General features: G+C 71.1%; 20 protein-coding genes. 10 read left to right on the plus strand and 10 right to left on the minus strand.

Features of this window, described 5'->3' with window-relative positions; translation table 11 throughout:
• Nucleotides 1-15: 15 nt before the first annotated feature.
• Nucleotides 16-456 carry a redox-sensitive transcriptional activator SoxR gene (soxR, locus tag LX16_RS11785; RefSeq protein WP_147138083.1) on the minus strand — a complete coding sequence of 147 codons (441 nt, stop codon included), beginning with the start codon at nt 454-456 and terminating at the stop codon, nt 16-18.
• 60 nt (nt 457-516) lie between these two features.
• On the opposite strand from soxR, the gene LX16_RS11790 reads away from it, so the two are divergent.
• Entirely contained in the window at nt 517-1,200 is a 684-nt protein-coding gene (locus LX16_RS11790; RefSeq protein WP_147138087.1) for a thiamine pyrophosphate-dependent enzyme, read from the plus strand.
• Nucleotides 1,201-1,245: 45 nt separating this feature from the next.
• Entirely contained in the window at nt 1,246-2,124 is an 879-nt protein-coding gene (locus tag LX16_RS11795; RefSeq protein WP_147140702.1) for a transketolase family protein, read from the plus strand.
• A 4-nt stretch (nt 2,125-2,128) separates the two neighbouring features.
• Here the strand turns inward: LX16_RS11795 and LX16_RS11800 are convergent, their stop codons facing one another.
• From LX16_RS11800 to LX16_RS11835, 8 genes are all read right to left on the minus strand, one after another.
• A complete protein-coding gene (locus LX16_RS11800) occupies nt 2,129-2,968 on the minus strand; it encodes an HAD family hydrolase (protein ID WP_147138090.1) in 840 nt (279 codons plus the stop codon).
• Nucleotides 2,969-3,294: 326 nt separating this feature from the next.
• Nucleotides 3,295-4,071, minus strand: coding sequence for a type III pantothenate kinase (locus LX16_RS11805; RefSeq protein WP_147138093.1), 777 nt, complete (start codon nt 4,069-4,071; stop codon nt 3,295-3,297).
• A 44-nt stretch (nt 4,072-4,115) separates the two neighbouring features.
• A complete protein-coding gene (nadC, locus tag LX16_RS11810) occupies nt 4,116-5,018 on the minus strand; it encodes a carboxylating nicotinate-nucleotide diphosphorylase (RefSeq protein ID WP_147138096.1) in 903 nt (300 codons plus the stop codon).
• The gene (locus LX16_RS11815; RefSeq protein ID WP_147138099.1) at nt 5,015-6,670 is read right to left on the minus strand and encodes an L-aspartate oxidase; all 1,656 of its coding nucleotides are present in this window, start codon (nt 6,668-6,670) and stop codon (nt 5,015-5,017) included. Before LX16_RS11815 ends, nadC begins: the two co-directional genes overlap by 4 nt.
• Nucleotides 6,667-8,133 (minus strand): S10 family peptidase, encoded by a 1,467-nt coding sequence (locus tag LX16_RS11820; RefSeq protein WP_147138103.1) that lies wholly within the window; start codon nt 8,131-8,133, stop codon nt 6,667-6,669. The genes LX16_RS11815 and LX16_RS11820 overlap by 4 nt, the downstream gene beginning before the upstream one ends.
• An 11-nt stretch (nt 8,134-8,144) precedes the next feature.
• Nucleotides 8,145-8,609 (minus strand): aspartate 1-decarboxylase, encoded by a 465-nt coding sequence (gene panD, locus LX16_RS11825; protein ID WP_147138106.1) that lies wholly within the window; start codon nt 8,607-8,609, stop codon nt 8,145-8,147.
• A 35-nt stretch (nt 8,610-8,644) separates the two neighbouring features.
• Nucleotides 8,645-9,481, minus strand: a complete 837-nt coding sequence (gene panC / locus LX16_RS11830) for a pantoate--beta-alanine ligase (RefSeq protein ID WP_147138109.1) — start codon at nt 9,479-9,481, stop codon at nt 8,645-8,647.
• Nucleotides 9,478-10,404 carry a Rossmann-like and DUF2520 domain-containing protein gene (locus LX16_RS11835; RefSeq protein ID WP_147138112.1) on the minus strand — a complete coding sequence of 309 codons (927 nt, stop codon included), beginning with the start codon at nt 10,402-10,404 and terminating at the stop codon, nt 9,478-9,480. Before LX16_RS11835 ends, panC begins: the two co-directional genes overlap by 4 nt.
• 230 nt (nt 10,405-10,634) lie before the next feature.
• Here LX16_RS11835 and LX16_RS11840 point away from each other — a divergent pair, with 230 nt between their 5' ends.
• Nucleotides 10,635-11,297, plus strand: coding sequence for a peptidoglycan recognition protein family protein (locus tag LX16_RS11840; protein ID WP_147138115.1), 663 nt, complete (start codon nt 10,635-10,637; stop codon nt 11,295-11,297).
• A gap of 38 nt (nt 11,298-11,335) precedes the next feature.
• Here LX16_RS11840 and LX16_RS11845 read toward each other — a convergent pair whose 3' ends face one another.
• Nucleotides 11,336-12,205, minus strand: a complete 870-nt coding sequence (locus LX16_RS11845) for an SDR family NAD(P)-dependent oxidoreductase (protein ID WP_147138118.1) — start codon at nt 12,203-12,205, stop codon at nt 11,336-11,338.
• A 94-nt stretch (nt 12,206-12,299) separates the two neighbouring features.
• On the opposite strand from LX16_RS11845, the gene LX16_RS11850 reads away from it, so the two are divergent.
• The 7 genes from LX16_RS11850 (at nt 12,300) to LX16_RS11880 (ending at nt 17,857) form a co-directional block, all read left to right on the plus strand.
• Nucleotides 12,300-12,899 (plus strand): TetR family transcriptional regulator, encoded by a 600-nt coding sequence (locus LX16_RS11850; RefSeq protein WP_147138121.1) that lies wholly within the window; start codon nt 12,300-12,302, stop codon nt 12,897-12,899.
• Nucleotides 12,899-13,840: an SAM-dependent methyltransferase gene (locus LX16_RS11855; RefSeq protein ID WP_147138124.1), complete on the plus strand. Its 942-nt coding sequence runs from the start codon at nt 12,899-12,901 to the stop codon at nt 13,838-13,840. Before LX16_RS11850 ends, LX16_RS11855 begins: the two co-directional genes overlap by 1 nt.
• A gap of 106 nt (nt 13,841-13,946) precedes the next feature.
• On the plus strand, nt 13,947-15,083 hold the full coding sequence (locus LX16_RS11860; protein ID WP_211354471.1) for an NADH-quinone oxidoreductase subunit D: 1,137 nt from the start codon (nt 13,947-13,949) through the stop codon (nt 15,081-15,083).
• A gap of 61 nt (nt 15,084-15,144) precedes the next feature.
• On the plus strand, nt 15,145-15,552 hold the full coding sequence (locus LX16_RS11865) for a hypothetical protein (RefSeq protein WP_147138131.1): 408 nt from the start codon (nt 15,145-15,147) through the stop codon (nt 15,550-15,552).
• A gap of 234 nt (nt 15,553-15,786) precedes the next feature.
• Complete coding sequence (locus tag LX16_RS11870) at nt 15,787-16,368, plus strand: hypothetical protein (protein WP_147138134.1); 582 nt, start codon at nt 15,787-15,789, stop codon at nt 16,366-16,368.
• A complete protein-coding gene (locus LX16_RS26580) occupies nt 16,349-16,813 on the plus strand; it encodes a hypothetical protein (RefSeq protein ID WP_158645569.1) in 465 nt (154 codons plus the stop codon). The genes LX16_RS11870 and LX16_RS26580 overlap by 20 nt, the downstream gene beginning before the upstream one ends.
• Nucleotides 16,814-16,822: 9 nt before the next feature.
• A complete protein-coding gene (locus LX16_RS11880) occupies nt 16,823-17,857 on the plus strand; it encodes a hypothetical protein (RefSeq protein ID WP_147138137.1) in 1,035 nt (344 codons plus the stop codon).
• Nucleotides 17,858-17,983 lie beyond the last annotated feature (126 nt).

A 17,983-nucleotide genomic window follows, 5' to 3' on the forward strand; every position in this document is an offset into this window, starting at 1 on the left:
CCGGTGGGGGCCACGTCAGTCTTCGAGCAGGATGCGGGGTCCCGCGCCGTGGGCGGCCAACTCGTCGTCGCGGTTGTACAGGGAGCACGAGGTGAGCGACAGGCAGCCGCAGCCGATGCAGCCGGAGAGGTCGTCGCGCAGCCGCTCCAGCATCCGGATCTGGTCGGTGAGCCGTCGGTGCCAACCCTCGGACAGCTTCGCCCAGTCCGCCCGCGTGGGGGTGCGGGACTCCGGGAGGGTGCCCAGTGCCTCGGTGATCTCGGTGAGCGTCAGCCCCACCGACTGGGCGGTGCGGATGAACGCGACCCGCCGGAGCTCGGAACGCTGGTAACGGCGCTGGTTGCCGGAGGTGCGCACCGAGTGGATCAGGCCACGCCGCTCGTAGAACCGCAGGGCCGTGGCGGCCACGCCGGCACGCGCCGCGAACTCGCCGATCGTGAGCAGTTTGTGGGGCATCGATGGTGTTCCTCACAGCGGGGTTGACTTCGAGTTAAGTATAGGTTGGACGCTTGTCACATGACCTCCACCGGTTACGCGACCGCCCGGGAACTCGTCTCCCGCACCGTCGTCGACGTCCGATACCCCCCGAACAACTACACCTTCGACCTGCTCTGGGTGCTGTACGACCGGATCCTCGCCGTGACACCGCAGACCGCCGAACACCCCCACCGCGACCGCCTCCTGCTCTCCAAGGGACACGGACCGGGCGCCTACTACGCGGTACTGGCCGCCAAGGGATTCATACCCGTGGAATGGCTCGACGACATCGCCTCCGCCGAGTCGGCGCTGGGAGGGCACCCCGACGCCACCCGTGTCCCCGGGGTCGAGATCTCCTCCGGCTCGCTCGGCCACGGGCTCCCCATCGGCGTCGGCCAGGCACTCGGCCTGCGGGCGCAGGGCATCACCCGGCCCCGGGTGTACGTCCTGATCGGTGACGCCGAACTCGACGAGGGCTCCAATCACGAGGCCATCGCCTACGCGGGCGCCGTCGGACTCGACCGTCTCACCGTCGTCGTCGCCGACAACGGTTCCGCCACCCACGGCTGGCCCGGCGGCATCGCCTCCCGGTTCGCCGCCAACGGCTGGACCACCGCCACCGCCGGAATCACCGACCACGACGCGTTGACCGCCGCGCTACGGGCCGACACGCCGGGCCGCCCGCACGTCGTCGTCGCCACCACGAACCCCACGGAGGACTGAACGATGCGCACCCACCCGATGAAGACCGCCGACGGCACCACCGCGATGCGAGACGTGTTCATCGCCGAGACGGGCCGGCTGCTGGACGAGGAACCCCGGACCGCCCTGGTGCTGGCCGACATCTCCGCCGGTCACGGCAGGTTTGCCGACGCCGCCGTGAAGCACCCCGACCGCGTCGTCAACGTCGGAATCCGGGAACAGCTGATGGTCGGCGTCGCCGGCGGATTGGCGCTCACCGGGATGCGTCCCGTCGTCCACACCTACGCGCCGTTCCTGATCGAGCGGGCGTTCGAACAGGTGAAGCTGGACCTCGGCCACCAGGGGGTGTCGGCGGTACTGGTGACGGTCGGCGCCTCCTACGACTGGGCCGAGGGCGGCTACACCCACTTCAGCCCCCGCGACGTCGCGCTGCTCGACACCATCCCGGGCTGGCGCGTCGTGGTCCCCGGCCACCCGGACGAGGTCGCCGGTCCGTTGCGGGACGCCGTCCTCGGCGACGAGCCGGTGTACATACGGCTCTCGTTGCGGCGCAACGCGACACCTCAACCGGTGACCGACCGGCTCACCGTGCTCCGTGAGGGCTCCCGGGCGGCCGTCGTGGCGGTCGGACCGATGCTCGACAACACGCTCGCGGCCGTCGAGGGCCTGGACGTGACCGTCGCCTACACCGCCAACGTCCGTCCCTTCGACGTCACGGGGTTGCGGATGCTCGGCCACGACACGATCGTCGTCGTGGAGCCCTACCTGGCGGGGACCAGCGACCGGGTGCTGCGCACCGCGTTGGCCGACCGGCCGCACCGGCTGCTGTCACTCGGAGTCACGACCGCCGACCTGCACGCCTTCGGCACACCCGACGACCACGACAGGTGGCACGGACTCGACCCGGCCGGTATCCGCGCCGCGGTCGGCGACTTCCTGCACTGAACCGTCAGGCGGTCGCCGTCGCGGCCGCCCGGCGGCGCCGGCGGCGCGCCAGCAGCCACAACGCGATCGCACCCGCCGTAACCGCCGTCAACGCGATCGCCGTCGCGGGGACGGCGGGGCGGCCCCGCAGTGCCGCGATGCGGTGCCGCAGCGAGATGGGGTGCTTGAACGTCACCATCGGCCAGTCCCGCTCCACCGCGACCCTCCGCAGCGCGCGGTCGGGGTTGACCGCCGTGGGATGCCCCACCACCGACAGCATCGGCAGGTCCGACACCGAGTCGGAGTACGCGTAGCAGTCCTCCAGCGGGTATCCCCGTTCGGCCGCGAACGCGGTCACCGCCTCGGCCTTGGCGGGGCCCGCCGCGTAGAACTCGACCTCGCCGGTGTACCGGCCGTCCACCGCGACCATCCGGGTCGCGATGACGTCGTCGATGCCGAGCAGCCGACCGATCGGGCGCACCATCTCGTCGCCGGACGCCGACACCAGCACCACGTCGCGTCCGGCGTTGCGGTGCTCGGCGATCAGGGCCACCGCCTCGGCGTAGATGTACGGGTCGATGAGTTCGCCCAGGGTCTCGGCGACGATCTGGCTGACCTGCTCGACCTCCCAACCACGGCACAGTTGGGCCAGGTAGTCGCGGGTGCGGGCCATCTGGTCCTCGTCGGCGCCCGCGATGAGGTAGGCGAGCTGCGCGTAGGCGGCCTTCAACACGTCGCGGCGGCCCATCAGGCCGCCGTGGTACAGCGGTCTCCCGAAGGCGAGCGCGCTCGACTTGGCGATGACGGTCTTGTCCAGATCGAAGAACGCCGCCCCCGTCGCTTCAACCGGTCTCACCGGGCTCATGTCGGCCGAGTCTAGGGGAGCCGGTCCACCGGACGGCCCGGTGGGGGTTGCGGTGGCGCCTCCGGGACCGTCACCCGGCCGAGGCGACGCGGTCACGCTCCGTGGTAGTTGTCGCGGGCTATGGACGATGCGTGACCCGTCGTGCATCCTTGGGGGTGCATGCGGCTCACGGCGCTCTTCCTCCCTTCGGCGCCGAGCCGTGAGACCTCAGCGGTTGCCTCCCCCCGTGGCCGCTGGGCGGGCCCGGCTCGATCATCCCCCCCGGAGCCGGGCCCCTACGGCCCCTGGACTCCCCCCTCCGGGGGCCGTCCACTTTCCACGTCGGGTCAGGCGGTCGCGCGGGCCGGGGAGTTGCGTTCGAACACCATCCGCAGCCCGATCAGCGTGAGCATCGGCTCGTGATGGGTGATGGTCTCGCACTCCCCGATGATCACCGGGGCGAGACCGCCGGTGGCGATGACGGCCGCCACCTCGCCGAGTTCGGCGATGAACCGGCGCACCAGGCCGTCGATCTGCCCCGCGAACCCGTAGATGATCCCCGACTGGAGGCACTCCACGGTGTTCTTGCCGATCACCGACCGGGGCTTGACCGGTTCCACCTTCTGAAGCTGTGCCGCCCGGGACGCCAGGGCGTCGATGGATATCTCGATCCCGGGCGCGAACGCGCCACCCAGGAACTCGCAGTCGGCGGAGATGGCGTCGATGTTGGTCGAGGTGCCGAAGTCCACGATGATCGACGGGCCGCCGTAGAGCTGGAACGCCGCGTGGGTGTTGACGATCCGGTCGGCCCCGACCTCGCGGGGGTTGTCGATGGCGAGTTTCACCCCGGTGCGCACCCCCGGAGCCACCAGGACCGTGTGCACGTCCGCGTAGTAACGGCTCAGCATGGTCCGCAGTTCCCGCAGCGCCTGCGGCACGGTCGAGGACACGCAGATGCCGGTCACCTGGACGTTGTCGCCGGCCAGCAGCCCCCGGAACGTCAACACCAGTTCGTCGGCGGTGGCCCGGGAGTCGGTCTTGATCCGCCAGGAGTGCACCAGGGTGTCACCGTCGAAGGTGGCCAGCACCGTGTTGGTGTTTCCGATGTCGACGCACAGCAGCATGACGCTCCTCAAATCAGGTGTGGGCGGATTCGGGCACCCGCCGGTCAGCCCGCGCCGGAACCGTGGCGGATGTCCAGCGCGATGTCCAGGATGGGCGACGAATGGGTCAACGCACCGGCCGAGATGTAGTCCACGCCCGTGTCGGCGTACTTCTCGGCCGACTCCAGTGTGATGTTGCCGGTGGCCTCCAGTTTCGCGGCACCCGCGACGGCCGACACCACCTCACGGAGTTCCGCCGGGGTCATGTTGTCGCACAACAGGAAGTCCGCGCCCGCCGCGACGGCCTCCCGGGCCTCGGCGAGGGTGTCCACCTCGACCTGGATCGCGATGTCGGGCCGGGCCGTGCGGACCGCCCGGAACGCGGCCGTCACCGAACCGGCCGCGAACTTGTGGTTGTCCTTGATCATGGCGACGTCGTACAGGCCCATCCGCTTGTTGTCGCCGCCTCCGGCGCGCACGGCGTACTTGTCGAGGCACCGCAGACCGGGCGTGGTCTTGCGGGTGTCCAGCACCGTCACCCCCGTGCCGTCCAGCAACCGGGTCCACTCCGCGGTGTGGGTCGCCACGCCCGACATCCGGGACAGCAGGTTCAGGACCGTCCGTTCCGCCATCAACAGGTACCGGACCGGTCCCGAGACGGTGGCGAGGACGTCGTCGCGGTACACCCGGTCGCCGTCGCGCCGCCGGTACTCGAAACCCGGTTCGGTGGTCTCGGCGACCCGCCGGAACACCGCCTCGGCCACCGGCAGCCCCGCCACCACGCCGCTCTCCCGGGCGACGACGTCGGCGACGCCGGTGACCGTGACCGGGAAGATCGCCTCGCTGGTCGGGTCGGTGCGGTCCGGGCCGAGGTCCTCGGCGAGCGCCCGCGTGATGATGTCGTGCACTTCGGCCGGATCGAGACCGGCGGCGGCCAGCCGGCCGTCACCGTCGGATGTGGACGTCACAGTCGCTCCCACTCTCTGGTCAGGACGCCGTCGGGCCCGACGGCGACGGCGAGGTGGCCGCGCCAGCCGGGGTCGGCGTCGGGGAAGTCCTCCCGCCAATGACAGCCGCGGGTCTCACGGCGGGCGTGCGCGCCCGCCAGCAGCGCCGACGCGATGGTCACCAGGTTCGTCGCCTCCCACGCGGCGGTGCGCGACCGCTCGGCGCGGCCGGACGCGAGTGTCGTGACCGTGTCGGCGGCGGCCTCCAGCGAGGCGGCGCTGCGCAGTACGCCCGCGCCCTCGGACATGGCGCGTTGCAGCGGCTCCCGCGCCGACTCCGGAACCGTCCAGGCGTCGGTCGCGGGAATGACCGGTTCGGTCTGCTTCGGCAGACCCGCCGAGATGTCGGCGGCGATACGGCGCGCGAACACCAGCGCCTCCAGGAGCGAGTTCGACGCGAGCCGGTTCGCGCCGTGGACGCCGGTGCAGGCGACCTCGCCGCACGCGTAGAGCCCCGGGACCGAGGTCCGGCCCGACAGGTCGGTCCGCACCCCGCCCGAGGCGTAGTGCGCGGCGGGCGCGACCGGGATCAACCCCGTGACCGGGTCCACGCCCGCGGCCCGGCAGGCCGCCACGATGGTCGGGAACCGGTTCTCCAGCATCTCGCGGCCCAGGTGGCGGGCGTCGAGCCACACGTGGGAGGCGCCGGTCCGCCGCATCACCCGCGTCGCGCCCTTGGCGACGACGTCACGCGGCGCCAGTTCCGCCAGCTCATGCACCCCGGTCATGAACCGGTCGCCCGCGTCGTCGACGAGGTGGGCGCCCTCGCCGCGCAGCGCCTCCGAGATGAGCGGCTGCCGGTCCCGCCCGGCGCGGTCCGCGTGCGGCAGGTACAGCGCGGTCGGGTGGAACTGCACGAACTCGATGTCGGTGACGACGGCCCCGGCCCGCAGCGCCGCCGCGACACCGTCCCCCGTGGAGACCGCCGGATTGGTGGTGGACGCGAATATCTGGCCCATGCCGCCGGTGGCGAGGACGACGGCGCGGGCCAGTACGCCGCCGACGCCGTCCTCGGTGCCCTCCCCCAGCACGTGGAGGCTGACCCCGCAGGTGCGGCCGTCGGCGTCGGTGAGCAGGTCCAGTACGAGCGCGTGGTCGATGACCCGGATCCACGGGTCCCGGTGGACGGCCGCGTGGAGGGCGCGCTGCACCTCGGCGCCGGTGGCGTCGCCGCCGGCATGCACGATCCGGCGTGCCCGGTGGCCGCCCTCCCGGGTCAGCATCAGCGCGCCGTCGGGGTGGCGGTCGAACCGGGCACCGGTGTGGATCAGTTCCCGCAACCGGTCGGGACCCTCGGTGACCATGACCGACACGGCCTTCGGGTCGCACAGCCCCACGCCCGCAAGCTCCGTGTCGTGGGCGTGCGCGGCGGGCGTGTCGTCCGGGTCGAGGACCGCGGCGATGCCGCCCTGCGCCCAGCGGGTCGAGCCGTCGTCGATGTCGACCTTGGTGACGACGGTGACGTGCAGTCCCGCCTCACGGAGGTGGAGCGCGGTGGTGAGTCCGGCGATGCCGGAACCGATGACGCACACGTCGGTGGTCTCGGTCCAACTCGGCGGGGCGGCCCCCAGCCGCCGGGGGAGTACCGGCAGCCGGGGAGGTGGAGACGTCATGCCGGGGCGCCGCCGGTCACGAAGTCGGCGAGGTGTTGCGACTGCGCGAGCCGGGACTCCTCGTGCACGTACATCATGTGCCCGGATTCGAAGTACTCGACCTGGATGTTGTCGCGCAGCGCGTCCGGGATCGCCAGGTGGGCGAGGTTGTGCTCGACCGCGCCCGGCGGCACACCGCCGTCGTAGTAGCCCAGCGCCACGTACAGCCGCAGGTGCGGGTTCATCCGCATCGCGGTGGAGAGCTTGTCCACCACGGTGACCTGCTTGTTCTCGAAGTCCGAGTAGGACCACGGGTGGACCTTGCGAGACAGGATCTCGTAGTTGAGGTCGTTCTCGTATTCGAGCTCGGCGCGCACCAGGTGGTTGAACGCGGCCGTGTAGGGCGGGGTGATCGCCGAGAAGAACGGGTCGCCGGAGAACCGTTCCCGGGCGTAGTCGCTCTCCGGGCCGGTGAACCGGGCGTCCAACCGGCCGACCACGAGGCGACGGTGCCGCAGCAGCTCGGTGTAGTACCGGATGTGCTCGACACGCAGGTTCACCGCGTCGACGTAGTCCTCGGACAGGCCGGTCAGCGAGGCGATCTTCGTGACGGCGGCGGCGCGTTCCTCCGCGGTCAGCCGGGCACCCTTCGCCAGCACCGTCGGGTACTCCTCGGCGGCGTACCGGGCGGCCTCGTCGACGACCTCCGCGAGGGTGCGGCCCTCGTGGAGACCGTGGTAGTGGGCGATCGCGGCGTACGTGGAGAGGTAGTTGACGTACGGCGCGTCGTTGCCCTCGGAGAAGAAGATGGAACCGAGATCCAAGGCCGGCGCGATCAGGATGAGGCCGTTGAGGAACATCCCGAACCGCTGCTGGAGGTATTCGGCCAATGCACCGGCACGGGTCCCGCCGTAGGACTCGCCCGCGAGGTACTTGGGCGACAGCCAGCGGTTGTTGCGGGTGGTCCACAACCGGATCACCTCGGCGACCGACTCCAGGTCACCGGTGAAGCCGTGGAACGGGGTGGCCTTCTCGCCGTTGGCGGCCCGGGAGTACCCGGTCGAGACCGGGTCGATGAACACCAGGTCGGAGTGGCGCAGCAGGGTCTCGTGGTTGTCGGTCAGGCCGTACGGCGGCGGGGTCAGCGAACCGGCGTCGCCCATCACGACCCGGCGCGGGCCGAGCAGACCCACGTGCAGCCACACGCTGGAGGAGCCGGGGCCGCCGTTGAACGCGAAGGTGACGGGACGGGTCGTGTGGTCGGTGTCGTCCAGGACGTACGAGGTGATCGACACCTCCGCCTTGGGCTTGTGGCCGGCGAACTTGTCGTCTTCGAACACCTCCTCGCGCAGCACGATCCGGCCCGTGACGGCGGTGTAGCTGAGACCGGCGGTGGTGTGCCGGGTCTCGACCAGATCGTCCTTGGGCTCGGCGGGTTTCACCTGCTCGGACTGGGGGGTGTCCGGTTTCTTCTCGTCAGCCATAACCGCAGACCCTATGCCACCGGAATCGATACCGGAAGCGCCGAATCGGGCTCCTCGGCGGTGGCGTACGGGTTGGCGACCGGGTCACCGGCGGTGCCAGGGACGGCCTCGGCGGGGTCGTCTCCCAGTTGAACGACCCGGTTTTGGGCGTCGACGTGGACGATGCTCGGCGTGAAGGCGCGGGCCTCGGCGTCGTCCATGGCGGCATACGAGATGAGGATCACCAGGTCGCCCGGGTCGATCAGGTGCGCCGCGGCGCCGTTGATGCCGATGACGCCGCTGCCGCGTTCACCCGGGATGACGTAGGTCTCCAGGCGTGAGCCGTTGGTGATGTCGACGATGGCGACCTGTTCGCCGTCGAGCAGGTCGGCGGCCTCCATCAGGTCCCGGTCGACGGTCACCGAACCCACGTAGTGCAGGTCCGCCTGGGTCACGGTCGCCCGGTGGATCTTCGACTTGAGCATGGTGCGCAGCATGGTCGCTGGCCTCCGTTCTGGGTGGGCGTGGGCTGTCAGGTGTTCGCCGGGACGGCGGTGAGCCGCACGGCGACGTTGTCGATGAGCCGGGTCGTCCCCACCCGGGCGGCCACGAGCAGTCGCGCGTCCCCGGGTCCGGTGGGTGGGGTGAGGTCGGGCGCGGTCAGTTCCAGGTAGTCGAGGGCCACGTCGGGTTCGGTGGCCAGCACCTCGCGCGCGGCCGTCAACGGGGCGGCGGGTGTCTCGGCGGCGGCGCGCAGTGCGCGCGACAGCACCACCGCGAGCCGGCGCTCGGACTCCGACAGGTAGGCGTTGCGGCTGGACCTGGCCAGTCCGTCCGGTTCCCGGACGGTGGGGACGCCGACGATCTCCACCGGCAGGTCGAGGTCGGCGACGAGGCGTCGCACCAGGGTCAACTGCTGGTAGTCCTTCTCCCCGAACACCGCCAGGTCGGGCCGCACCAGTTGGAACAGCTTCGTGACGACGGTGAGGACGCCGGTGAAGAAACCCGGGCGGGAGGCGCCCTCCAGGATCTCGCCCAACGGTCCCGGTGACACCGTCACCTGGGTGGGGTGCGGGTACATCACCTCGGGGGTGGGGGCGAACACCAGGTCCACTCCCCGGTCGCGCAGCGCGGCCGTGTCCGCCTCGAGGGAACGCGGGTAGCGGTCGAAGTCCTCACCGGGCGCGAACTGCAGCGGGTTGACGAAGATCGACACGACGACGCGGTCCGCGCCGGCGGCCCGGGCGGCGTCGACCAGCGCGAGGTGGCCGTCGTGCAGCGCGCCCATGGTCGGGACCAGCGCCACCCGGCCGGTCAGGCGGGCGCGTTCCCGGGCCAGTCCGGGCCGGTCCTCGACGAGAACGGTCACGTGTCGCCTCCTTGTTCGCGGCGGGCCAGGACCCCGAGAAGGGGTTCAGCCGATTCAACGGACAACCGGCCCGAGGCGATGGCACGATCCGCTGTGCGTCTCGCCATAGCCAGATAGGCCGGTATCGATTCGGGGGAGACCGCCTCCACGGCGGTCAGGTGCGCCGCGACGGTGTCGGCGTCGCCACGGGCCACCGGACCGGTGAGGGCACGGTCGCCGAGCCGCAACGTGTTGTCCAACGACGCCGACAGCAGTGGCGCGATCAGCCGGTCGGGGTGCGCGATACCGGCGGCCCGCAGCAGGTCCATCGCCTCGTTGACCAGGGTGTTGAGGTGGTTCGTCCCGTGACTGAGCGCGGCGTGGTAGAGCGGCCGGGCGGCCTCGTCGACGAACTCGGGCTCCCCGCCCATCTCCAGGACGAGGGCCGCGGCGACCGGCCGCAGCGGCTCGGGTGCCGTCACCCCGAAAGAGATCCCGGCCAGCCTGTCGACGTCCTCGCCGCGACCGGTGAACGTCATGACCGGGTGCAGCGCCATGGTCAGGCATCCGACCCCGGCGGCGGGCCGCAGCACCTCCACGCCGTGGGCGCCGGAGGTGTGGGCGACGAGTTGGCCCGGCTGTAGGTGACCGCCGGACGCCAGGCCTGCCACCAGTCCCGCGATCGCGGTGTCGGGGACGGCGAGCAGCAGCAGGTCGGCGCGGGCGGCGACCTGGTCGGCGGGCAGGATCTCGGTGGTGGCGGGCAGGCGCGCCGCGCGGGAACGGGACTCCTCGGAGACGGCACAGGCGGCGACGACGCGGTGTCCGGCGCGGGCGAGCGCGATACCGAGCGCGGTGCCGACACGGCCCGCGGAGACGATGCCGACATCAAGCCGGCTTGCGGCCTCGCCCGGGCGGGCGACGCCGGTTGGCGACATTGCCATCGGTGAAGGATCCAGTCCTGACGTTGAGTTGGGTACCGGTCGATTCACACGATAAATCCGTTGCGCCGCGCGCACAACGCGGGATTGATCACACCCCGCGACCGCCTCCCGGCGTGGCGCGCCGCCGGTTCCGCCCGTCTTGTGGACCCCGTGTGGAACTCGTGTGCGGCTCGTGTGGACCGGTTCGCGACAGTGGTCGATCCTAGTCCGCTTCACGTCTGGAAGGTCCCATGACCGAGAACCCCGTGACCCGCCGCGCCGTTCTGGGCGGCCTGACCGGAATCGCCGCCGCCGGACTCACCGGCGTCGGCGTCGCCTCCGCCGACGACCTGACCACGACCGTGGCGGCCCCCGAGATCATCGGCTGCGCCGGCTGGGGCGCCCGGCGACCCACGTCCCCGGTGGACATAGTGGGGCACCGCCCGTCGAAGATCATCGTCCACCACACCGTCACCGCCAACACCTCCGACCGGTCGAAGGCGCAGGCCAAGCGGCACGCCCGGCAGGTGCAGAACATCCACATGAACTCCAACGGCTGGCGCGACACCGGTTACCTGTTCCTGGTGAGCCGGGGAGGGTTCATCACCGAGGGCAGGCACCGCAGCCTGGAGATGCTGCGCGGCGGGCGCCGGTTCGTCGAGGGCGCCCACACGTCCGGTCACAACACGACGGGCTTCGGGGTCGCCCTGGAGGGCAGCTACCACCTGAGCGCGCCGGTTCCCGACCGGCAGTGGCGGGCGCTGGTGCACCTGTGCGCCTTCGCGTGCCAGAAGTACGGCATCGCGCCCCGGAAGATCTACGGCCACCGCGACTTCGGGGCGACCGCCTGCCCGGGGGACCGGATGTACCGGCGGCTCGCCGACCTGCGTGAGGCGGTCCGCCGCCGGCTGTGACGGTCACGGCCGGGGACGCCGTGTCGTCCCCGGCCGCGTCAGCGGGCGAGCCGTTCGCACAGTTCCCACACCGCCCGCTGACCGGCGGGGTCGGAGGCACCGGCCGGCCATGGCGTGGGGCGGCAGCGGGTGTCGAGGTACCGGTCCGTCACGCCCGCCATCTCGGGGCTGCTCGCCGCGTGGATGCTGGAGCGGGCCGCCCGGATGACGGCGGACTCGCCCATCACCACGGGGCCGAGCAGCCGCAGTACCGGTGCGAGTGGCCGGTACAGGGCCGGGAGCGCGGCGGCCGGCATCGCGCGATTGCCGGGGGTGTAGGCGTGGCCGGGGTAGACGACGTTGACGTGGACGCCGTGCGGGGCGATGTCGCGCGCCATGACACGGCTCATCGCCATGAGTGCCGTCTTCGAGTGGTTGTACTGACTGAACGTCACGCCGATGTACCGGCGTTCGCCCTGCAGGTTGTGGGGGTCGATGGGCCCGCCGGGCATGCCCCCCGTCAGGTTGACGACGCGGGCGTCGTCGGAGCGCCGGAGTAGCGGCAGCAGTGCGCGGGCGAGCGTGAACGGGGCCAGGACGTTGACGGCGAAGTCGAGTTCGACGCCCTCCGGATTGAGTTCCCGGTGCGCCCGGTTGACTCCGGCGTTGTTCACCAGGACGTCGAGCCGGTCGCAGTGTTCCCCGACACGCGTGACGAGGTGGGCGAGTCCCGCCGCGTGGGAGACGTCGGTGTGGAAGGCGGTCACGTCGCGTCCGGTCTCGGCGCGGAGGGCGGTCGCGGCTTCGGCGGCTCTGGCGGGGTCCCGTCCGACGAGCAGTACCCGCGCTCCCAGGCGGGCGAGCCCTCGGGCGGTCGCCAGCCCGATGCCTCCGGTGCTTCCCGTGACGAGCACTGTCCTGCCTTGCATCCGGTCCTCCTCGTATTGTGGCGTGTCGCCGCACGCCTAATGTGTCATCGAGTGTCACAATCTACATCAGGTGTCGAAAAGTAGACTCCGAGCCATGTCCACCGGTCGAAATCCCGGATTGCGGGAACGCACCCGGCGCGCCGTACGCGCCGAACTCAGCCGCACCGCGATGGACCTGTTCACCCGGCACGGATACGAGGCCACGACCGTCGACGACATCGCCGCCGCCGCCGGAATCTCCAAACGCAGCTTCTTCCGGTACTTCCCGCAGAAGGAGGACGTCGTCCTCGCCGACGTGGAGCTGCTGGGCGACGAGGTGGTCCGGGGCGTCGCGGCACGGCCGGTGGACGAGGCACCGTGGGACAGCCTCGCCGCCGTGCTGGGAGAGTGGGCGGAGGGGATCCTGAGCACCACCGCCGCCACCAGGCGACTGCGACTCGTCGAGGGCACGCCCGCGCTACGGGCCCGGCTGCACACGACCAGGGACGAACTCCGTCGGCGCGTCGCGACCGCGCTGTGTGACCGCGACGGTGTCACGCTCGACCGGTTCGAGGCGGAACTGCTCACCGCCGCCGCCGCGGCGGCCCTCGACACCGCGTCACACCGGTGGAGTCTCGACCCCGACGCGGACCTGCGTGGCCTGGTCACGCGGGCGTTCGAGGTGCTCCGGCCGGCGGCTGCCACACTGGAGTGATGGCGGTGCGGTGGTCCGAGGCGATGCGCACGGCACTGTACGGCCCGGACGGCTTCTACACCCGCCAGTCCCCCGCCGCGCACTTCCGCACCAGCTCCCAACTGCCGCCGTTCGCCGACGCGATCGCGGAAATCGTCCGGCGCGTCGACGCCGCGACGGGCCGCCCGGAGGTGTTCGAGGTCGTGGACATGGCCGCCGGCGGCGGGGAACTGCTCGACCGGCTGTCCCGGCTGGTCCCGCTGGAGGGCAGGCTGCGGCTCACCGGAGTGGAGGTCCGCCCCCGACCCCCCGGGCTGCCGTCCGCAGTGGAGTGGCGAGAGGAACCCCCGCCCCGGGTCACCGGCCTGTTGCTCGCCTGCGAATGGCTCGACAACGTGCCCCTGGACCTGTGCGAGGCCGGTGACGACGGGGTCGCCAGGTACCAGCTCGTCGACCCCGCGACCGGGACGGTCACCACGGGCGAGCCGGTGTCCGCCGAGGACGCCGCCTGGCTGCGGCGGTGGTGGCCCACGCCACCGGGGACGGTCGCGGAGATCGGCACGACCCGCGACGCCGCCTGGCGCGACCTCACCGCCCGTCTAGACCGGGGACTGGCGGTGGCCGTCGACTACGGACACACCCGGGCGACCCGCCCGGGATTCCCCACGCTCACCGGCTTCCGCGACGGCCGGGAGGTCGCCGCGATACCCGACGGCCGCGGTGACGTCACCGCCCACGTGGCGATGGACTCGCCGGGCGGCGAACTGATCCGGCAACGCGACGCGCTGCGCGCGTTGGGCGTGACCGGTGCCCGGCCCGACCGGGAGACGGCACTGCGCGACCCGGCCGGTTACCTGGCCGCGCTGTCGGCGGCCGGCCAGGCGGGCGAGCTGCTGGCACCCGGAGGACTCGGCGGCCACTGGTGGCTGCTGCAACCGGCCGGAATCCATTTCAGACTGTGATCTGCCCCGGCGTCGGCCTCGCCTCCGGCCGTCCCGGCCCGGCGCGACGGCGCCCCGGATCGGCCTGCACCACCGGCACCCCGTCCGGCGTGCCACGATGGTGCGCATGACCGAGATGACCGTCGGTGTCGGCTCCGGTGCCGACGAGTTCGCCGACATGGTGCTCAACATCGGTCCGCAGCACCCCTCCACCCACGGTGTGTTGCGGCTGAAGCTGACGTTGGACGGGGAACGCATCACCGCGTGCGAACCGGTCATCGGATACATGCACCGTGGCGCGGAGAAGCTGTTCGAGGTCCGCGACTACCGGCAGATCCTCATGCTCGCGAACCGGCACGACTGGCTGTCGGCGTTCTGCTCGGAACTGGGCGTGGCCCTGGCCGTGGAACGCCTCATGGGGATCGAGGTGCCGGAACGCGCCGTGTGGCTGCGGACCGCGCTGGCGGAACTGAACCGGGTCCTCAACCACCTGATGTTCCTCGGTTCCTATCCACTGGAGATCGGCGCGATCACCCCGATGTTCTACGCGTTCCGGGAACGCGAGGCACTGCAGGCGGTGTTCGAGGAGGCCAGCGGCGGACGCATCCACTACATGTTCAACCGGATCGGCGGCCTCAAGGAGGAGGTGCCGTCCGGGTGGACCGGCCGGGCGCGCGAGGCAATCGACCAGGTGCGCCGGCGGATGCCCGACCTCGACGACCTGATCCGCCGGAACGAGATCTTCATGGCCCGCACCAGGGGGATCGGTGTCCTGTCGCCCGAGACCGCCGCCGCGTACGGCGTGTCCGGCCCGGTGGCGCGGGCCAGCGGAATGGACTTCGACCTGCGGCGGGACGACCCGTACCTGGCGTACGGGGAGCTGGACGTCCCGGTGGTGACCCGGACCGCCGGTGACTGTCACGCCCGGTTCGAGTGCATGTTGGACCAGGTGTACGTGTCGCTGGACCTGGCGCAACGCTGCCTGGAGAAGGTCGACACGTTGTCCGGCCCGGTGAACGTCCGACTGCCCAAGGTGGTCAAGGCCCCGGAGGGCCACACCTACGCGTGGACCGAGAATCCCTTGGGTGTCAACGGCTACTACCTGGTCTCGCGCGGCGAGAAGACGCCGTGGCGCCTGAAGTTGCGGACCGCCTCCTATGCCAACGTGCAGGCGCTCAGCACCCTGCTGGTGGGTTGCCTGGTGCCCGACATGGTGTCGATCCTCGGATCGATGTTCTTCGTGGTCGGCGACATCGACAAGTGACGGTGTGTGGCAGGATGTCCCCGCCCACACACCACTGTGCTCGACCCTCATCGGAGGAACCGTGCCCCGCAACCCCGCCCGGCGGACCGGTCTGGTCGTCGCCGCGTTGGCCCTGACGATGCCCGCCGGATCGGCGGCGTTCCACGCCCCGCCAGGCGACACCGCGCCGCCCGCCCACTCCACCGTGGCCGCCCCGCCGGCCGCCTGCGGTGAATGCCTGCCCGAACCGGTCACGGCGCCGGAACCGGCGCCGGCCGCCGCCGCTCCGGTGACGAAACAGGTCTCCGAACCCGGGTACACCGGCGGAACCGGCGCGCAACCGGACACCCACGCCGCCGACACCCGCCCCGAGGGCAGCGCCCAGGAGATCGCCGACGCGCAACCGGATCACATCGATCTGGGCCCGGTGGAGAACGGCCCGGTGGACGACGGCGGCACCGCCCCGGAGGACCCCGGCACCGGAGGGTGACCGACCGGGGTGGGCCGGATTCGACAATCGATCCATAATGATCGTGTCGCTTCCGGTCATCCCACGGGATCGTGGGTCCGGTCGTCTCGGCGGGATTCCCACGGCATGACGAGCCGATTCGTCCGGCCAGGTCACGGTCCGCGTCGCGAGGGACCGCGAGAAGTCATCCACAATCGGGAGTGCCCGCGCACCGAGGCTCTGGAGACCCACGCCGAACGGCTATAGGGTCCGGGCATGCCGGGATTCCAGCAGATCCTCGAACGCTCGAAGGCGTCGGTCGTGTCGCCCGACTCGCACATCCGCGTGGTCATCCACAAGGGAAGCAGCATGCGGTTCGCGTTCGCCAAGGACGCGTACCGGCGGTACGACGAGGCCCGGTTGTGTGCCCAGCTCGCCGCGGTGCTCGTATCCGCCTTCGCGGCCGAGGAACGCGTGCGGCGGGAGGCCCTGAGCGCCGCCGTCGGCGACACCGTCCACCCCCGCGCCGAGTGGCAGCTCGACGCGAGGGAACGGCAGCTCAGGAAGCACCGGGCCCACATCGCGGTGCTCGGGAAGTCCGACGACGGCAGGGTCCGGGTGAAACGGACCGGCGAGGACGGCTGGGCGGTGCGCATCGCCTCGGGCACCCTCAAGGACCTCGACGCGGCGGAGTTCCTCACCCGCTTCCAGCAGGCGTTGAGCGCCGCCGTGCGGGAACACCGGATCGCCGTCGCCGACGCGCGACTGAAGGTGTTCGGCAGCGCGCGGCACCGCCGGTACGTCGCCCCCGAACCGAAGACCCCGAAGGAGACCCCGAATGGCCGACCAAAGCGGTGAGGCGCTCGGCGCGAGCCTGTACAAGATCGTGGAGGCCGCGGCGCACTGCGGCGACATGGCCGAGAGCTTCCTGGCGGCCAACGCGAGCCTCCAGGGCACCCAGAACGGCACCGACGGCGCCTTCGGCTCCCGGGAGAACCGCGCCGGCGGGCAGAGCTCGCCGGTCGAGGGCGCGTGGATGTCGCTCCGCGACCAGTTGCAGGGGATCCTCGGGCAGAACTACGTCAACTTCAAGGACGCCGAGACCGCGCTGCGGACCATCGCGGCCGACTACGCCGCGACCGACGGCGGTGCCGCCGCCGAGATGAACCGCCTCATCGAAGACTACAACGACGCGCCCGACCCCGACCTCGGCGACATCGCGCCACCGCGCTCGGACGAGAAACCCGACTATCCGAAACCCGACATCCCCGACGGCTACGTCGAACCGTCCGAAGACGAGTAGGAGCTCCGCATGACCGAGTACTCGGACGAACAGATCGGCCGCGACGACCTGGCGACCTCCGGCGACTACGAGGCGGTCATCCTCATGCAGTCCGGTGAGGTCCGCAACGCCGCCACCAACGCCTACGCCCGCGAGTACAACCACGAACTCATGTCCGACCCGATGTACTGGGACGAGTACGGGACCACGGGCAACAAGATCAACGAGGGCGACGAACGCTGGTGGGAGGTGTGGAAGCAGTTCTCCTGGATACCGGACCTCTTCGAGCCCCTGTCCACCATCCCCAACCCCGACAAGTCGGGTGAACTCGCGGCCTCGGTGCAGGAGGTCGCCGGCGGCGGCGAGCTCGACATGCCGGACCAGAACGGCGAGCAGCCGCCCGCGAACTACGAGGCCACCGGCGGTGCGCTGGGCGAGCGGGCCATGGACGGCCACGCCAACATCCTGACGGCGGTGACCGACTGGCGGAGCGTCGCGGCCAACGACTTCCGCAACAACTTCTGCAAGGACATCCCCTCGACACTGCGCAACCAGATCATGCTGGCGAAGATCCTGCGCGCGACCGCCATCGCCAACCAGGGCCTCCTGTTGGCGGCGCGGAAGGACTCGCAGGAGTTGGCGCGCAAGGCGAAGGAGACGCTGGACGCCTACAACCCGGCGGGCAACAGTCCCGAGGTGAACACCGGTTTCGCGGTGGCCGGCGCGGTGCTCACCATCGCGGCCGGTATCGCCACCGGCGTGGGCGGCGTCGTGTCGGCGGGCGCGTTGACCGCGTTGGCGGGTATCAGCAGCGCGGAGTCGTTGGCGGGCACCAAGAGCGACCCGATGGGACTGGGTGGCGACTCGGTGGAGGCCATCACCGGCAAGATCTTCGACGGGGTCAGCAAGATCCTCACCGAACTCCGCGACGGTGAGGACACGCTGATCAACCAGGTCCTGATGCCGAACAGCAACGTCACGTGGGAGCACAACGACATGTTCGTCGTCAGCAGGCCGACCCTGATCGGGGCGCCGAAGGGCGACTTCCAGCCGCCGCCCGCCTGACGCCCCACCCCTAAGTCCCCGCCTTGGGTGGTCTGAGGCCCGCCTTGGGTGGTCGGGAGCCGCCGAAATACGGACATCAAGGTCTATTCGAGGCATGTCGATGGGCCTGCGGCCACCCAAGGCGGA

Source organism: Stackebrandtia albiflava, from assembly GCF_007994225.1.
Lineage (GTDB): Bacteria > Actinomycetota > Actinomycetes > Mycobacteriales > Micromonosporaceae > Stackebrandtia > Stackebrandtia albiflava.

Bases quoted from the DNA above. Each gene is read 5' to 3' on its own strand.
- soxR (WP_147138083.1), bottom strand. From the start codon at position 456: ATGCCCCACAAACTGCTCACGATCGGCGAGTTCGCGGCGCGTGCCGGC.
- LX16_RS11790 (WP_147138087.1), top strand. From the start codon at position 517: ATGACCTCCACCGGTTACGCGACCGCCCGGGAACTCGTCTCCCGCACC.
- LX16_RS11795 (WP_147140702.1), top strand. From the start codon at position 1,246: ATGCGAGACGTGTTCATCGCCGAGACGGGCCGGCTGCTGGACGAGGAA.
- LX16_RS11800 (WP_147138090.1), bottom strand. From the start codon at position 2,968: ATGAGCCCGGTGAGACCGGTTGAAGCGACGGGGGCGGCGTTCTTCGAT.
- LX16_RS11805 (WP_147138093.1), bottom strand. From the start codon at position 4,071: ATGCTGCTGTGCGTCGACATCGGAAACACCAACACGGTGCTGGCCACC.
- LX16_RS11815 (WP_147138099.1), bottom strand. From the start codon at position 6,670: ATGACGTCTCCACCTCCCCGGCTGCCGGTACTCCCCCGGCGGCTGGGG.
- LX16_RS11820 (WP_147138103.1), bottom strand. From the start codon at position 8,133: ATGGCTGACGAGAAGAAACCGGACACCCCCCAGTCCGAGCAGGTGAAA.
- panD (WP_147138106.1), bottom strand. From the start codon at position 8,609: ATGCTGCGCACCATGCTCAAGTCGAAGATCCACCGGGCGACCGTGACC.
- LX16_RS11835 (WP_147138112.1), bottom strand. From the start codon at position 10,404: ATGGCAATGTCGCCAACCGGCGTCGCCCGCCCGGGCGAGGCCGCAAGC.
- LX16_RS11840 (WP_147138115.1), top strand. From the start codon at position 10,635: ATGACCGAGAACCCCGTGACCCGCCGCGCCGTTCTGGGCGGCCTGACC.
- LX16_RS11845 (WP_147138118.1), bottom strand. From the start codon at position 12,205: ATGCAAGGCAGGACAGTGCTCGTCACGGGAAGCACCGGAGGCATCGGG.
- LX16_RS11850 (WP_147138121.1), top strand. From the start codon at position 12,300: ATGTCCACCGGTCGAAATCCCGGATTGCGGGAACGCACCCGGCGCGCC.
- LX16_RS11855 (WP_147138124.1), top strand. From the start codon at position 12,899: ATGGCGGTGCGGTGGTCCGAGGCGATGCGCACGGCACTGTACGGCCCG.
- LX16_RS11860 (WP_211354471.1), top strand. From the start codon at position 13,947: ATGACCGAGATGACCGTCGGTGTCGGCTCCGGTGCCGACGAGTTCGCC.
- LX16_RS11870 (WP_147138134.1), top strand. From the start codon at position 15,787: ATGCCGGGATTCCAGCAGATCCTCGAACGCTCGAAGGCGTCGGTCGTG.
- LX16_RS26580 (WP_158645569.1), top strand. From the start codon at position 16,349: ATGGCCGACCAAAGCGGTGAGGCGCTCGGCGCGAGCCTGTACAAGATC.
- LX16_RS11880 (WP_147138137.1), top strand. From the start codon at position 16,823: ATGACCGAGTACTCGGACGAACAGATCGGCCGCGACGACCTGGCGACC.